Source organism: Mesorhizobium kowhaii (genome assembly GCF_003253745.1).
GTDB classification, from domain to species: domain Bacteria; phylum Pseudomonadota; class Alphaproteobacteria; order Rhizobiales; family Rhizobiaceae; genus Mesorhizobium; species Mesorhizobium kowhaii.
In genome coordinates, this window is record NZ_MZXV01000085.1 from 218,076 (window position 1) to 233,637 (window position 15,562).

At 63.5% G+C, this 15,562-nt stretch carries 15 protein-coding genes; 8 read left to right on the forward strand and 7 right to left on the reverse strand.

The features are described from left to right. Window positions 1-70: 70 nt before the first annotated feature. The 3 genes from rplI to rpsF form a co-directional block, all read right to left on the reverse strand. Entirely contained in the window at window positions 71-655 is a 585-nt protein-coding gene (gene rplI / locus B5V02_RS39110) for a 50S ribosomal protein L9 (RefSeq protein WP_111549235.1), read from the reverse strand. A gap of 279 nt (window positions 656-934) precedes the next feature. Then, window positions 935-1,183 carry a 30S ribosomal protein S18 gene (rpsR, locus tag B5V02_RS39115; protein WP_006203718.1) on the reverse strand — a complete coding sequence of 83 codons (249 nt, stop codon included), beginning with the start codon at window positions 1,181-1,183 and terminating at the stop codon, window positions 935-937. Next, complete coding sequence (gene rpsF / locus B5V02_RS39120; RefSeq protein WP_023761609.1) at window positions 1,183-1,683, reverse strand: 30S ribosomal protein S6; 501 nt, start codon at window positions 1,681-1,683, stop codon at window positions 1,183-1,185. Before rpsF ends, rpsR begins: the two co-directional genes overlap by 1 nt. Window positions 1,684-2,144: 461 nt before the next feature. Here rpsF and B5V02_RS39125 point away from each other — a divergent pair, with 461 nt between their 5' ends. Next, complete coding sequence (locus tag B5V02_RS39125) at window positions 2,145-3,791, forward strand: pilus assembly protein (RefSeq protein WP_111549236.1); 1,647 nt, start codon at window positions 2,145-2,147, stop codon at window positions 3,789-3,791. 48 nt (window positions 3,792-3,839) lie between these two features. On the opposite strand, the gene B5V02_RS39130 is transcribed toward B5V02_RS39125, so the two are convergent. Beyond that, entirely contained in the window at window positions 3,840-5,768 is a 1,929-nt protein-coding gene (locus tag B5V02_RS39130) for an LTA synthase family protein (RefSeq protein WP_111549237.1), read from the reverse strand. Window positions 5,769-6,044: 276 nt separating this feature from the next. On the opposite strand from B5V02_RS39130, the gene fabD reads away from it, so the two are divergent. The 7 genes from fabD to gmk all read left to right on the forward strand — a co-directional run bounded on the left by fabD (window position 6,045) and on the right by gmk (window position 12,585). Beyond that, window positions 6,045-6,998: an ACP S-malonyltransferase gene (gene fabD / locus B5V02_RS39135; RefSeq protein WP_111549238.1), complete on the forward strand. Its 954-nt coding sequence runs from the start codon at window positions 6,045-6,047 to the stop codon at window positions 6,996-6,998. 60 nt (window positions 6,999-7,058) lie between these two features. Then, on the forward strand, window positions 7,059-7,796 hold the full coding sequence (gene fabG, locus B5V02_RS39140; RefSeq protein ID WP_111549239.1) for a 3-oxoacyl-[acyl-carrier-protein] reductase: 738 nt from the start codon (window positions 7,059-7,061) through the stop codon (window positions 7,794-7,796). 212 nt (window positions 7,797-8,008) lie between these two features. After that, on the forward strand, window positions 8,009-8,245 hold the full coding sequence (locus B5V02_RS39145; protein WP_006203723.1) for an acyl carrier protein: 237 nt from the start codon (window positions 8,009-8,011) through the stop codon (window positions 8,243-8,245). A gap of 34 nt (window positions 8,246-8,279) precedes the next feature. Continuing rightward, on the forward strand, window positions 8,280-9,542 hold the full coding sequence (gene fabF / locus B5V02_RS39150; protein ID WP_111549240.1) for a beta-ketoacyl-ACP synthase II: 1,263 nt from the start codon (window positions 8,280-8,282) through the stop codon (window positions 9,540-9,542). A gap of 102 nt (window positions 9,543-9,644) precedes the next feature. Next, entirely contained in the window at window positions 9,645-10,877 is a 1,233-nt protein-coding gene (gene mltG, locus B5V02_RS39155; protein ID WP_111549241.1) for an endolytic transglycosylase MltG, read from the forward strand. A 157-nt stretch (window positions 10,878-11,034) separates the two neighbouring features. Continuing rightward, on the forward strand, window positions 11,035-11,925 hold the full coding sequence (locus B5V02_RS39160) for a YicC/YloC family endoribonuclease (protein ID WP_111549242.1): 891 nt from the start codon (window positions 11,035-11,037) through the stop codon (window positions 11,923-11,925). Between the two features lie 3 nt (window positions 11,926-11,928). Continuing rightward, entirely contained in the window at window positions 11,929-12,585 is a 657-nt protein-coding gene (gene gmk, locus B5V02_RS39165; protein ID WP_111549243.1) for a guanylate kinase, read from the forward strand. Between the two features lie 135 nt (window positions 12,586-12,720). On the opposite strand, the gene rsmA is transcribed toward gmk, so the two are convergent. The 3 genes from rsmA to B5V02_RS39180 are packed head-to-tail and all read right to left on the reverse strand — an operon-like array spanning window position 12,721 to window position 15,548. Next, window positions 12,721-13,554, reverse strand: a complete 834-nt coding sequence (gene rsmA, locus B5V02_RS39170) for a 16S rRNA (adenine(1518)-N(6)/adenine(1519)-N(6))-dimethyltransferase RsmA (RefSeq protein WP_111549244.1) — start codon at window positions 13,552-13,554, stop codon at window positions 12,721-12,723. Window positions 13,555-13,579: 25 nt separating this feature from the next. Further along, entirely contained in the window at window positions 13,580-14,596 is a 1,017-nt protein-coding gene (gene pdxA, locus B5V02_RS39175) for a 4-hydroxythreonine-4-phosphate dehydrogenase PdxA (protein ID WP_425374454.1), read from the reverse strand. Between the two features lie 13 nt (window positions 14,597-14,609). After that, window positions 14,610-15,548 carry a peptidylprolyl isomerase gene (locus tag B5V02_RS39180; protein ID WP_167458840.1) on the reverse strand — a complete coding sequence of 313 codons (939 nt, stop codon included), beginning with the start codon at window positions 15,546-15,548 and terminating at the stop codon, window positions 14,610-14,612. Between the last annotated feature and the right edge of the window lie 14 nt (window positions 15,549-15,562).

The window sequence follows — 15,562 nt, forward strand, 5'->3', positions numbered from 1 at the left end:
GTATGGCTGAGGCCGACTGGGAAGCTAAAGTGCGGCACGCCCCGGCGGGGCGCACCGGCAACTCAAATCGTCAGGCGTTGTCTTCGCCGCCTTCGAACTCGGTGTTCGGGTCGAAGAAGTTTTCCGGCCGGGCATTGTCGTTGATGTCGTCGCCGTAGATGGCTTCGGCGGTGGTCAGCGTCTCGCCCTCGGCCTGGCGTTCGGCCTCGTCGGCCGTACGGGCGATGTTGAGCGTGATCGTGACCTCGACTTCCGGATGCAGCGCGATCGCCACATTGGTGAGGCCGATGGTCTTGATCGGCTGGTTGAGCAGGATCTGGTTGCGGTTGACCGTGAAACCTTCCGCCGTCAACAGATCCGCGATGTCACGGGTCGACACCGAGCCGTAGAGCTGGCCGGTTTCGCCAGCCGAACGCACGGCGATGAAGCTCTTACCGTCGAGCTTTTCGGCGACCTCGGTGGCTTCCGACTTGCGCTCGAGGTTGCGGGCTTCGAGCTGGGCGCGCTGGCCTTCGAACTTCTTCTTGTTGGCTTCGTTGGCGCGCAGCGCTTTGCCCTGCGGCAGCAGGAAGTTACGGGCAAAGCCGTCCTTGACCTTGACGGTATCGCCCATCTGGCCGAGGCGGGAAACGCGTTCGAGAAGAATGACTTCCATGGTTTTGTTCCTTCGGTTGGGCGCCAATCATTGGGATCGACGCCGAATGTCTTGGGAACAGGTCAGGAAGCTTGGGGCGCGCCTTGGCGCCGGTGTCGCTGTCCTGCCTGTTCAGGCAGTTAGGATCTCTTTTCGAAATCCAACTCGGGATTTTGTCGTCGACCCGGTCGCGCCCGTCACGGCCGGTAAAAAGCGGGCGGCAAGCCGCCCGCTGGCTAGACCATGATCCCGAAAAGTGGATACCGGCTTTCGGAAGAGATCATGATCAATTAAAAGGCCTTAGCGAACCACGTAGGGCAGCAGGCCGAGGAAGCGGGCGCGCTTGATCGCCTTGGCGAGTTCGCGCTGCTTCTTCTGGCTGACGGCGGTGATGCGCGACGGCACGATCTTGCCGCGCTCGGAAATGTAGCGCTGCAGCAGACGCACGTCCTTGTAGTCGATCTTGGGCGCGTTGGCGCCGGAGAACGGGCAGGTCTTGCGGCGGCGATGGAACGGGCGCCGGGTCGGGATCTGGTTGATGTCGACCATTATTCTGCACCCCCTTCAAAGCCTTCGCGCGGACGGCGCGGACCACGATCGGCACCGGCGTCGCCGAACGAGCGCGGCGGACGATCGCCACGGTCGCCGCGATCACGGTCGCCGAACGAGCGCGGGCCACGATCGCCACGGTCACGGTCGCCGAAGCCGCCGCGTTCCGAGCGCTCTTCGCGCTTCTGCATCATGGCCGACGGGCCTTCCTCATGCGCCTCGACCTTGATGGTCAGGAAACGCAGCACGTCTTCGGACAGGCCCATCTGGCGCTCCATCTCGTTGAGCGCGGCCGGCGGGCAATTCAGGTCCATCAGCGTGTAGTAAGCCTTCCGGTTCTTGTTGACCCGGTAGGTGAGGGACTTCAGTCCCCAGTTCTCGACCCGGCCGACGGACCCGCCATTCGCGGAGATGACGCCCTTGTACTGTTCGACAAGCGCATCGACCTGCTGCTGCGAGAGGTCCTGCCGGGCAAGAAACACATGTTCGTAGAGAGCCATAGTGTATCAGTGCCTTTCTTCGTTTCTCTCCCGGTTCCCGGCGGCAAAAGCCTCTGCAACTTCTCTGACCCGCAAACCCTCGAAGGGCACGGGGAAGAAAGGAGCATGACGAGACGGTCGAGAGCGGAGACACGGGAGGCGGAAGCGCTTCTGGCTTCACACGAAGGTTTTCGAAAAAACCTCCGGCCCTCCGTTCAGCCCCCAGCTGGGACCGGCAGATTGGGGGCGTCTATACAGCAATCCGCCCATAACGCAAGCGCAAGCGGCATTCCCTCGTGTCGCAGGGACGGAAAAATCAAGCAGCAACAACGGCCGGGCTTTGTGGTTCTGGCAATCAGGCCTTAACCACACTGTCAGGTTGTGTGGAGTTGAAACCCCGCCGTCAACGGTCGATTCATCATGGGAGGCGAGAAGCCAGGATAACCCGCGTACAAAAGCGGCAAGCATTTCCGGGGGTAAGGATGCTTCTCAACAAGTTCTGGCGCTCGACGAGCGGCAATTTTACGCTTGTGATGGGACTGGGGTTGCCGGCCATCATCACGGCTATCGCCTTCGCCACCGATGTCTCCACTCTCATGCTGGCCAAGAGCAACCTGCAGAATGCCCTTGATGCGGCAAACCTTGCCTCTTCGCATCTCGGCGATCTCGACATCACCCGCAATGACGCTTTTGACCGCTATTTCCAGGCCAACATCGCCGGCCATGGCGAACTCGGCAATGCGAAGGCGACGCTGACCGTCGACAGGGGCATCAACTTCGTCAAGACAAAGGCGGTTGCCTCAGCCGACGTCAATCTCAACTTCGCCTTCCTGTTCGGCAAGGACAAGCACATCGAGGTCGATGCCTCCGCCGTCGAATCGAACAACCAACTCGAAGTCGTGCTGGTGCTGGACAACACCGGCTCCATGGCCGGCGCGCGCATGACGGCGTTGAGGACGGCGACCAAATCATTGCTCGACACGCTTGAGGCGACAAAATCGCCGACGCGCGAGATCCGCGCCTCGCTGGTTCCGTTCGTCACGGCCGTCAATGTCGATGGCGACGAATTCGATCCGTCTTGGATCGACATGGACGGCAAGTCCTCCACCAACGGCGTCAATTTCCCGGTCATCGACGGCAAGCGTCCCAATCATATGGCGCTTTTCAAGCAGCTCAAGCTGACCGGATGGACCGAGCCCGGATGGAACAACACCGGATGGAAGGGCTGCGTCGAGGCGCGACCGGGCGCTTACAACATTTCCGACACCCCACCCGACCAGGACAAGCCCGACACGCTGTTCGTTCCGTATTTTGCGCCGGACGATCCGGAAGTTGCCCAGAAGCCGTCTGCCTCCTGCGGCAATGCGGCGAGATACTACAACAATTCCTATCTCGACGACGGCTACGACAAGACCAAGCTCGCCAAGCAGAAAGGCAACCTTCTTGGCATCGATCTCAGCGATCTCGTCGGCGATTTGGTGACGCCCGGCAAGTCTGCCAAGGAAAAGGTCGCCAAATATGTTGCGCCCGCCAACGAGCTCATCACCGAGACGGGCACCCCCATCACCGTCGGCCCGAACCGCGCTTGCCCCACACCCGTCGTTCCCCTGACCGACGATTTCGACAAGCTGCGCAAGGCAGCAAGCGAGATGACCGAGTGGAACGGTTCGGGCACCAATGTCTCCGAGGGCCTGTCGTGGGGCATGCGAGTGCTGTCGCCCGCCGCGCCCTACACCGATGCAGCGCCGTGGAAGACGCCTGGGATCAGCAAGATCGTGCTGTTGCTCACGGACGGCGAGAACGTCGTCTACGGCGCCAGCGAACAGCCGACGAAGTCCGACTACACATCCTATGGCTATCTGTCAGGTGGCCGTTTCGGATCGGACGACCAGACGGCCGCGGCGCGCAATGTCGACGGCTGGACCAAAAGCGTTTGCACGCAATTGAAGAACGAGGGCGTGCAAATCTACACCATGGTGCTGCAATCCGACACCGCCGCCAACCGCGCGCTTTACAGCGCCTGCGCTTCGGATCCGAGCGGCTATTATGCCGTCAACGATCCGACCAAACTGCCGGACGTGTTCCAGCAGATCGCCAACAAGTTTTCGAAGCTGCAATTGACGAATTGAACGCGTGACCCGAGGGCGCCGGGCCTGATCGTCACGGGATCGATCGGCTCAACTCGTATGGGCGACAACTTTGTCGACCGTTTCGGGGAAGAAGTCCGGCGCCGCGAGGCGTTTGCCGAACATCATGTCGTACTGCAGCAGGCGGAAATCGCGGATCGCCGGGTCGATCTCCTTCTGCCGCGCCCAATCGGGTGTGGCCTCGCCCGTCGGCGTCAGCAACAGGTTGCGGTCGACAACGCGGTAGCGCTCGCGCATCTCACCCAGGAAGCCGGTATAGTAAGGGTGGGTGATGCCGGCGGTGGTAAGGATATGATAGGGCAGGAACGCCGGGCTCACCGCGCCCAGGTTCTCGACCGGACCGGAGTGGTTCGACCAGATGACCAGCGGCGTCTGGTGATGGTCAAGTGCGGCTTCCGGCGTCGGTTCCTTGCGCGGCGCGACATTGTCTTTCAGGAAGCCGGTTTCGACATAGACCGGCCCCAGCGGCGGCAGATGGTCGCCGAAGAAGGCGATCACGGTGGGCCGGGAGCGTTTCTTCGCCCATTCGACAAGGCGTTCAAGGCCGCGGTCGGCGTCGGCTGAGCCCTCGGCGTAGCTGAGCAGCGATTCGCGCGCCCACTGGCTGATCGGTGCCTGCACCGTGTGTGTCGGATTGTAATAGCGGTTCGGCTCGTAGGGGCCGTGGTTTTGCAGGCTGACCGCAAAGAAAAACACCGGTTCATCGCTGGCGTCGGCCTCGCTGATGATCTCGTCGGTCATCGCCGCGTCGGATGCCAGCGGCCCGCGCTTTTGCAAGGGCGGCAACGTCTCTTCGGATTTGAAATCGTTGAAGCCGAAATCAGCATAGACCGCGCCACGGTTCCAAAACCAGTTGGTGCCAGGATGGATGGCGCGCGCCCGATAGCCCTGGCTCTTCAGGAAGGTTGCGAGCGAAGGCGTCGGCGTGCGCACATATTGCTGATAGGGGATGCTGCCGGCCGGCAGGAAGGCGTTGGAAAAGCCGGTCAGCGCCTCGAACTCGATGTTGGCGGTCATGCCGCCGAATTCGGGCGAGAACATCGAGCCCGAGCGCAGCGCCCGCACGTTGGGGATCGGGTCGGGCGTGATGGTGACGCCCGGCAGCTTGGTCGGATCCCAGAAGGATTCGCTCATGACGATGATGATGTCGGGCTTCTCGGCCGGCACCGAGGCGGTCACATCGGTCCTGTCGATCGCCGCGATTGCCTTGTCGGAATAGCCCGGCGGCGCCGAGACATGCGCCATCGGCACGTTGAGGGCGAAGGCCAGGGCAAAGCCGTTGGAGGCATAGTTTTCCTTCTGGTCCCACATGATCGGGATGATCTGCAGCCGGTCCCTGGTCCAGGAGAAGGTGGCATAGTCCATGATCGAAACGAAGAAGGCGAGCAGCGGCACCGCCAGCGTCAGCCGGGCAAGGCGGCCCTTGCGGCTGAGCGCTGGAACCTTGCGACGCCATAGCCGCCAGCCACAGACGAGCAACGACAGGCCGCCGACGATGCCGACGACCATGGCGAGCGCGGTCATCGGCCGGTCGCGCACCAGGAGCGGCAGCAGCGCGAAGATCTGGCGGGCATAGAGGAAATCGGTGGGATAGAGCGGATCGCCGAGATAATGCGACTTCTGGTGGCCGACGAAGGCAAGGGAAAGCGTCAGCGGCGCGACGATCATCAGGCTCTGGTGGCTGCGGCCGAGCACGGCATCGAGGCCGATCAGGATCAGCGCAAACACGACGATGGTGGTCCAGCCCGGCTTGAGCGGCTGCAGGAAGAAGGAAACCGTGCCGGCAAAGTCGCCGCGCACGATCAATTCGATGGCAAACACCAGGACCGCCGCGATTGCCAGGCTGATCAGCCCATAGCGCACAACCGGCCATCTCCTGCCCGGCAGATAGCCGGTGGACGGATCGTCTTCCAGGAACTGTGGCGCGGGCTTGCCGGCGCGTTTCGAACTCTTTGCCACTTTAACTTCCCACCCAGCGACAAACACGTCACTCGATTGTCATAGAATTGTCACGCAAAGCTAGCGCCTGTGGCGGAAATAAGAAGAGCCAGCAAACGATTCGTGAGCGGTTTTCATCAGGAGTGATCGCCAAAAAGCTTTTCGGAACAGGCACTCGGCCGGAGATGGTGCCGCCGGGCACGGTCAAACTGGGCTTGACTTGGCGGCCTGCCTTGCGTCACAGGCAAGAAAAACTCGACTATCAGGCAAGCAAAACCAGCCCTTGGGAGCCCTCGCATGGCCGTTGCATTCACCTTTCCTGGACAAGGCAGCCAGGCTGTCGGCATGGGCAAGGATCTCGCCGATGCCTTTCCCGAGGCGCGCAGGATCTTCCAGGAGGTTGACGATGCGCTTGGCGAAAACCTGTCGAAGCTGATCTGGGAAGGACCGGAGGAGACGTTGACGCTGACCGCCAATGCGCAGCCGGCGCTGATGGCGGTGTCGCTGGCCGCGATCAGGGCGCTGGAATCGCGCGGCTTTGCGCTGAAGGACAAGGTCGCCTATGTCGCCGGCCATTCGCTGGGCGAGTATTCGGCGCTCGCGGCCGCCGGCTTCGTTTCGGTTGCCGATGCCGCCCGGCTGCTGCGCATCCGGGGCAATGCCATGCAGGCGGCGGTGCCGGCCGGCGAGGGCGCCATGGCGGCGATCATCGGGCTGGAACAGGCGGATGTCGAAGCCGCCTGCGCCGAGGCTGCCCAAGGGGCTGGCAAGGGCTCTGTCTGCCAAGTGGCGAACGACAATGGCGGCGGCCAGCTGGTCATTTCCGGCGCAAAAGCCGCAGTGGAACTGGCGGCGAGGCTTTGCACGGAAAAGGGCGCCAAGCGGGCGCTCATGCTGCAGGTTTCGGCGCCTTTCCACTCCGCACTGATGACGCCGGCGGCCGAGATCATGCGCGAGGCCCTGGCGAGCGTGGCGAAGGCCGCGCCGGTGGTTCCCATCGTCTCCAACGTCACCGTCACCCCGACCAATGACCCCGACGAGATCGCGCGACGTCTGGTCGAGCAGGTGATTGCCCGCGTGCGCTGGCGCGAGACAGTGGAATGGTTCGGCGCAAACGGCATCACCACGCTTTACGAGATCGGCGCCGGAAAGGTGCTTTCAGGCCTGGCGCGGCGCATCAACCGCGACATCGCCACCGCGTCGGTCGGCTCCGCGGCTGATGTCGAGGCGGCATTGGCGACGCTTGCTTAATCGAATGCCATTTGACCCCACCCGTGCGAAGGGTGTTCTCTTCTCAATCAGGAGACAAAAATGTTCGAATTGACTGGCCGCAAGGCACTCGTCACCGGCGCATCGGGGGGCATTGGCGAGGCGATCGCCAGGGTGCTGCATGCGCAAGGCGCCATCGTCGGCTTGCATGGCACCCGCGTCGAGAAACTGGAGACGCTGGCCGCCGAACTTGGCGACCGGGTCAAGCTGTTCCCGGCCAACCTGTCGAACCGCGACGAGGTCAAGGCGCTCGGCCAGAAGGCGGAGGCCGATCTCGAAGGTGTCGACATCCTGGTCAACAATGCCGGCATCACCAAGGACGGGCTGTTCGTGCGCATGTCCGACGCCGACTGGGACACCGTGCTCGAGGTCAACCTGACCGCTGTGTTCAGGCTGACCCGCGAACTCACCCACCCGATGATGCGCCGCCGCCACGGCCGCATCATCAACATCACCTCGGTGGTCGGCGTCACCGGCAATCCCGGCCAGACCAACTACTGCGCCTCCAAGGCCGGCATGATCGGCTTTTCCAAATCGCTGGCGCAGGAGATTGCCACCCGCAACATCACCGTCAACTGCGTCGCCCCGGGCTTCATCGAATCGGCGATGACCGGCAAGCTCAACGACAAGCAGAAGGAGGCGATCATGGCGGCGATCCCGACGCGCCGCATGGGCACCAGCGCTGAAGTCGCATCCGCCGTCGCCTATCTCGCCTCCAACGAAGCCGGCTACGTCACCGGCCAGACCATCCATGTGAATGGCGGCATGGCGATGATCTGAACGAGGTCCAGCGGAGTTGTTGCCGGCTTGTGAAAAGAGACCATTTCGGCTTGGACCTCAGCTATTTTTCGTGTAATGCGGCCCGCAACCCGGCGGTTCGGGCAAAAACCGGTCCGTAGCCGTTGCGTTTCCGGCAGGACCATCTTTCAGCTTGATTAGCGGCATTCTGCCCGCTAACGAAGACAGACAAACAAAAGACGAGGATGCCCCAAATGAGTGACACCGCAGAGCGCGTCAAGAAGATCGTCATCGAGCACCTTGGCGTCGATGCCGACAAAGTGACGGAGCAGGCGAGCTTCATCGATGATCTGGGCGCCGACAGCCTCGACACGGTCGAACTCGTGATGGCGTTCGAAGAAGAATTCGGCGTCGAGATTCCCGACGATGCGGCCGAGACCATCCTGACCGTCGGCGATGCGGTCAAGTACATCGACAAGGCATCGGCCTGACGCTTTCCGCAGTCATCACCGGGGAGAACCTGCGATGAGGCGTGTCGTCGTCACGGGCCTTGGGTTGCTGTCGCCGTTCGGCATGGGCTTCGAGCACAGCTGGAAGGAACTTCTGACCGGCCGCAGCGCTGCCAAACGTATCACCGAGTTCGAGGTGGAGGATCTTGCCTGCAAGATCGCCCACGTCATTCCGCGTGGTGACGGCAGCAATGCCACCTTCAATCCCGAGGCCGTGCTCGAGCCGAAGGAATTGCGCAAGATCGGCGACTTCATCCTGTACGGGATTGCCGCCGCCGACGAGGCGCTGAAGGATTCCGGCTGGGAACCCAAGACCCATACCGAGCAGTGCGCCACGGGCGTGCTGATCGGCTCCGGTATCGGCGGCATCGAAGGCATCGCCGAGAATGCGATGATCCTCAAGGAACGCGGCCCGCGCCGCATCAGCCCTTTCTTGATCCCAGGCCAGATCATCAATCTCGTCTCCGGGCAGGTCTCGATCCGGCACGGGCTGAAAGGCCCGAACCACGCCGTCGTCACGGCCTGTTCGACCGGTGCGCACGCCATTGGCGACGCTGCCCGGCTGATCATGTGGGGCGATGCCGACGTGATGGTCGCCGGTGGCGCCGAAGCGCCGGTGACGCGGCTGTCGATCGCCGGCTTCGCCGCATGCCGGGCGCTGTCGACCGATCGCAACGATGCGCCGCAAACGGCGTCGCGCCCCTATGACCGCGACCGCGACGGCTTCGTCATGGGCGAGGGCGCCGGCGTCGTCGTGCTTGAAGAGCTCGAACATGCCAAGGCGCGCGGCGCCAAGATTTACGCGGAGGTGACCGGTTACGGCCTCACCGGCGACGCCTATCATATCACCGCGCCCGCCGAAGACGGCGATGGCGCCTTCCGCTGCATGACGGCGGCGTTGAACCGGGCCAAGCTGACGCCTGCCGATGTCGACTACATCAACGCGCACGGCACCTCGACCATGGCCGACACGATCGAGCTCGGCGCCGTCGAGCGGCTTGTCGGCAATGCCGCATCGAAGATTTCGATGTCGTCGACCAAGTCGTCGATCGGCCATCTGCTGGGGGCGGCGGGTGCCGCCGAAGCGATCTTTTCGATCCTCGCTATCAGAGACAATGTCGCGCCGGCGACCATCAACCTCGACAACCCGGAGCGCGAGACCGCGATCGACCTGGTGCCCCACAAGCCGCGCGCCCGCCAGATCGACGTTGCGCTGTCCAATTCCTTCGGCTTTGGCGGCACCAACGCTTCGCTCGTCTTCCAGCGCTACAATGGCTGACCGTCCCACTACCGGGCGACGCTTCGGCATGTCGTCAATTTTGCCATATTCGCCCCTACCCTGCCGCAGGGGATTCGTTGAGCGATCAAACGGTAGGGCGAAATGAACACAGATCCGGCGGGCAACGGAGAATTCGGGCAGCGTCCGGCATCGGGTCCGATCGTGCCGAAGACGGCGAGCGAGGCCTTGCGGCCGGAAGCCGGCACACCGCCGCCGAAGCGCTCGCGTGCGTCGCGCAGCCAGGTCGTCGTGTTCATGAACTTCGTCATCTCTTTGGTGATGCTGATGGTTCTGGCGGCGGGCGTCGCGCTGTATTTTGGCAAGCAGGAATTCACCGAAGCTGGCCCCTCGGCCAATGGCGACACCTTCCTGGTCAAGCCGAACACCGGCGTCCAGGATATTGCCGAACAGCTCGAACGACGCGGACTGATCAGCGACGCCCGGGTTTTCCGCCTTGGCGTGCGCGCCTTCGGCAATGATTCGGCGCTGAAGGCCGGCGAGTACGAGATCAAGCCCAGAGCTTCGATGCGCGACATCATGGAGCTTTTGAAGAGTGGCAAGTCGGTGATGTATTCGCTGACCGTTCCGGAAGGGCTGACGGTCGAGCAGGCGCTGCAGCGCATCGCCGACGAGCCTGCCTTGAGCGGCGATATGCCGGCGACCACTCCCCCCGAGGGCAGCCTTGCCACCGACACGCTGCGCTTCACGCGCGGTGCGACGCGCCAGCAGATGGTCGACAAGCTGCTGGCGGATCAGAAGAAGCTGGTCGAGGATGTCTGGCAGCGGCGCGCGCCGGACCTGCCGCTGGCCAATGTCGAAGAGTTCGTCACGCTGGCCTCGATCGTCGAGAAGGAAACGGGCAAGGGTGACGAGCGTTCACGCGTTGCCGCCGTCTTCCTGAACCGGCTGGCCAAGGGCATGCGCCTGCAATCCGACCCAACCATCATCTACGGTCTGTTCGGCGGCAAGGGCAAGCCGGCGGACCGGCCGATCTACCAGTCGGACATCCAGAAGCAGACGGCCTACAACACCTATGTGATCAACGGCCTGCCGCCGACGCCAATCGCCAATCCGGGTCGAGCAGCACTGGAGGCAGTGGCCAATCCGTCGAAGACCGACGATCTCTACTTCGTCGCCGATGGTACTGGCGGGCATGTCTTTGCCGCGACGCTGGAAGAGCACAATGAGAACGTCGCCCGCTATCGCGCGCTGCAGAAGAAGCAGGCCGATGACGCCGCCAAGGCAGCCAATACCACCGGCACTGGCGACAGCAATGCCGACAAGCCGGCTGACGTTGGCGACGACAGCGGCGGCGGTGATGCGGGCGCCCAGTAGGACGAAGAAAGGCGTTGCCCACAAGGCGGCGTCCTGACATTTGGAAGAGCGCCGCGCGTCCGATTTCGACGCGCCTGCGGCGCAGTCATTTTTAAGCCGCACGTGCTCTTCTCCGGAAAACCGGTTCGGAGTGATGTGCCAGGGACTTGTGGGCGATATGAATTTGCAGAGCATGACCGGTTTTGCACGTGCCGTCGCCGAGCATGAAGGCACCGCGATCGCCTGGGAGGTCAAGTCCGTCAACGGCAAGAGCGTCGAGGTGCGGCTGCGATTGCCGCAAGGCTTCGAGCGGCTGGAACCGGCCGTCAGGCAGACGCTTCAGAAGCGTTTTGCGCGCGGTAATTTCCAGGCGACGCTGACCATTGGCCGAGCCGCCGGCGCGCAGGCGCAGCCAGTCGTCAACGAAGTTTTTCTGAAGGATCTGGCGGGGCTCGCCAAGCGGTTGCAGGAGCAGTTCGGTGTTGCCCCCGCGACAGCCGACGGATTGCTTTCGCTGCGCGGCGTGCTCGATATTCCCGAAACGGTCGAAACCGAAGAGGTGCGCGCCGCGCTCGACATCGCGATCACGGCCGCGCTCGAGGTGGCCCTCAAAGGACTGGAACAGGCGCGGCAGGGCGAAGGTGCCGCACTGGCTCTGCTGCTGGCGGGCCATATCGACGCAATCGAGGCGCTGACGCTGCGAGCCGAGGCGGATCCGTCGCGCGAGACAGCGGCGATCCGCGAACGCCTCGCCGAGCAGGTCAGGCTGCTGATGGACGCTTCCGCCAACCTGGACGCAAGCCGGCTGCATATGGAGGCGGCTTTCCTGGCAACCAAAGCCGATATTCGCGAAGAGATCGACCGCCTGAATACGCATGTCGCATCTGGTCGGGCGCTGCTTGAGGGCGGCGGCGCGGTCGGCCGCAAGCTCGATTTTCTGGCACAGGAATTTAACCGCGAATCGAATACGCTGTGCTCGAAGTCGAACGCCGCTACGGTCACCGCGATCGGGCTGGAGCTGAAGGCCGTGGTCGACCAGTTTCGTGAACAGATCCAGAATCTGGAGTAGCCAATGGTTGCCAAGGATTTAGGGTCCCGCATTCGCCGCCGGGGCCTGATGCTCGTCCTGTCGTCGCCATCCGGCGCCGGCAAGTCGACGATCGCGCGCAACCTTCTGGAAAGCGATTCCAGCCTCGAACTGTCGGTCTCGGTCACCACCAGACCGCGCCGCGGCAGCGAGATCGAGGGTGTTCACTATCATTTCCGGACGATGCGCGATTTCGAGCGGCTGCGCGATTCCGATGCGCTGCTGGAATGGGCCGAAGTGCACGGCAATTGCTACGCGACACCGCGCGAGCCGGCCGAACTGGCGCTGGCTCAAGGGCGCGACATGCTGTTCGACATCGACTGGCAAGGCGCACAGCAGCTCAAGGAGAAGATGCGCGCCGACATTGTCTCGATCTTCATCCTGCCGCCGTCGATGAAGGAATTGAAGGCGCGGCTGAAGCGTCGCGCCGAAGACCAGGAGGCGGTGATCGAGACGCGGCTGAAAAACGCCCGCAACGAGATCGAGCACTGGAAGGAATATGATTTCGTCATCATCAATGACGACCTCGACCGCGCCTTCGCCGAAGTGCGCGGCATCGTCGTCGCGGAGCGGCTAAGACGCGATCGTCGGCCGGGCCTGTTCGATTTCGTCTCTGGACTGTTGGACGAGAAGACGAGCTGATGCTTCTTCCTTCTCCCCGTTCACGGGAGAAGGTGGCCCGAAGGGCCGGATGAGGGGCGGGAGCAATCATTTCAAGGTTCGTGCTGCCCCCCATCTGCCTGCCGGCATCTTCTTCCGTAAACGGGGAGAAGAAAGCTACACCGTGTTGGTCAGGCGTACGAATTCCTCGACGCTGAGTGTTTCGGCGCGGCGTGTCGGATCGATGCCGGCGCGTTCGAGCAAGGCTTCGCCGCCGAGGCTTTTCACGCTCTGCCTCAGCATCTTGCGGCGTTGGCCGAAGGCGGCTTCGGTGACGCGGCCGAGTTTTTTCACGTCAGTGGGCAGGGGTGTCGCCCGCGGCTCCAGGTGCACCACTGAAGAGGTGACCTTGGGCGGCGGCGTGAACGCCTGGGGCGGCACGTCGAAGGCGATCCTGGCCTGCGTACGCCAGCCGGCCAGCACACCAAGCCTGCCATAGGCATCGCTGCCGGGTGTGGCGACGATGCGCTGAGCCACCTCGCGCTGGAACATCAGCGTCATCGATGCATAGAAGGGCGGCCATTCGCTGACCGTCAACCAGCGCACCAGCAGCTCTGTGCCGATATTGTAGGGCAGGTTGGCGATGATCTTTACCGGGCCGCCTGCTCCCCCACTGGCAAGTGCTGCGAAATCCGTCTTCAGCGCATCGCCGGATACAATCTCCAGCCGGCCGGGATAATGATCGGACACTTCGGCAAGGGCAGCCAGGCAGCGTTCGTCGCGCTCGATGGCAATGACATGACGCGCCCCGTTGGCGAGCAATGCGCGGGTCAGCCCGCCGGGGCCGGGACCGACCTCGATCACGGTCGCATCGGACAAGTCGCCGGCGGTGCGGGCGATCTTGCCGGTGAGGTTGAGGTCGAACAGGAAATTCTGGCCGAGCGCCTTCTTTGCCTGCAGCCCATGACGCTCGATCACCTCGCGCAGCGGCGGCAGCCCGTCGATGCTCATGCGCGCAGGCTCGGGCAGGAAGCGCTCATGCGGCCGCGGCCCTTGCGCCGCTGTCGGCCAATCGCCTGGCAAGCTTCAGCGCCGCCATCAGGCTGTCGGGCCGCGCCACGCCTTTGCCGGCGATGTCGAAGGCGGTGCCGTGGTCGGGCGAGGTGCGGATGAAGGGCAGGCCGAGCGTGACATTAACCGCTTCGTCGAAGGCCAGCGCCTTGGCCGGGATCAGCGCCTGGTCATGATACATGCACAGTGCTGCGTCGTAGCCGGCCCGTGCCCGGGCGTGGAACAACGTGTCGGCGGGCAGGGGGCCGAAAGCGTCGATGCCTTCGGCACGCAGGATGTCGACCGCCGGGCGCACGATCCGCTCGTCCTCGAGGCCCATGGCACCGCCTTCACCCGCATGCGGATTGAGCCCGGCAATGGCCAGCCGTGGCCTGGCGATGCCGAAGCGGCCGATGAGATCGGCGGCGGTGATGCGCGCGGTGGCGACGATCAATTCGGTGGTCAGCGCCTTGGGCACCTCCGCCAGCGCGATGTGGATGGTGACGGGGACGGTGCGCAGGTCAGGCCCGGCCAGCATCATCACCGGCATCGCCTCGACGCCGCTGTGTCGGGCCGCCAGATGCGCCAGATATTCGGTGTGGCCGGGAAAGCGAAAGCCGGCATCGTAGAGCGGCTTCTTGGCGATCGGGCACGTGACGACGGCCGAGGCTTCGCCGGCAAGGCAGTCGGCGACGGCGCGGTCGATGGCTTCGATGGTGGCGGCCGCATTGGCCGGGTCCGGCCGGCCGGCGCTGTCGATGCAGCGAGCGGCCAGCGGAACGATCGGCAGGGCGCGGGCAAACACTTGCGCCGCTTGCGCCGGCGTGGTTTCAACGATCGGCAGCGAAATGCCGACGAGGCGCGCCCGGGAAGCGATCAGCGCCGGATCGGCGAGCAGGTAGAAGGGAGGCAAGGCGGCAGCCTCGCGCGCCATGAAGGCGGCGATGGCAATCTCCGGCCCGATGCCGGACGGATCGCCGGCGCTCAGGGCGAGCGCAATCACTGTACTGCCCACGTCAGCGCTTGACGATGCGGGCTTTCGCCTTCAACTCGTCGACGTATTTCTTGCTGAGCTCGTCGGCGTTCTTGTCGCCACCGGAGCCTTCGTTCTGGAACACCATCTGGGCAACCTTGTCGTCGGACACTTCGCGCGACGAGCAGATGCCGATGAATTCGACGCCGCGCTCGGTCTCGCGCGTGACGGTGGCGCCACCGACCTTCGTAGCCTTGATCTGCTCGGCCCAGTCCGCCGGCAGTTGCGGCGCCAGCACCCGGCCCAGATCACGAACGGTGACGTCGATCAGGCCCTTGGCGAATTCATGCGTCGTGCTGCAGCCGTTGAAACGGGCACGCATGGCGTCGGCCTCACGCTTGCGCTTGGCCAGCGTCGCGCTGCGCTCGGCGGCCGGCACCACGAAGATGATCTGCTGCAGCATGTACTCGGTGGCGCTCGGCTTGGCGCCGCCTTTTTCGAGCATCTTCCTGACGAGGTCCTGTTCGCTGACGGCGCCGGTGCCATCACCGGAACGGTAACGCGCGCTCAAGGCCTGGTTCCAGGCCATCTGGGCGCGGATGAATTCCTTGAAGTGGCCCTTGCTGACGCCTGACTTCTCCATGACGCCGTCGAGCTGGCTGAGCTGCATCTTGTTGCTCGAGGCAAAGCGCTGGTAGGCGGCCTCGACCTGCGCGTCGCTGATGCGGATACCAAGCCGCTTGGCCTCGGCCATGCGCAGCGTCTGGTCGATCATTTCCTGGGCGGCATCGCCCTTCTTGCGCTGCAACTTCAAAAAGGCGGCGCGATGCGCGATGTCGCCGGAGGTGACCGGAACGTCGTTGACGACGTATTTGATCTCGCTGGCGAAAGCCGGCGGCGTCATCACGGTGACCGACACGGATGTCACCGCCAAAAGCAGCGCGAACCCTGCTGAAAAGAGGTATTTCCTCATCGTTGGCATCCCAATTCTATCCC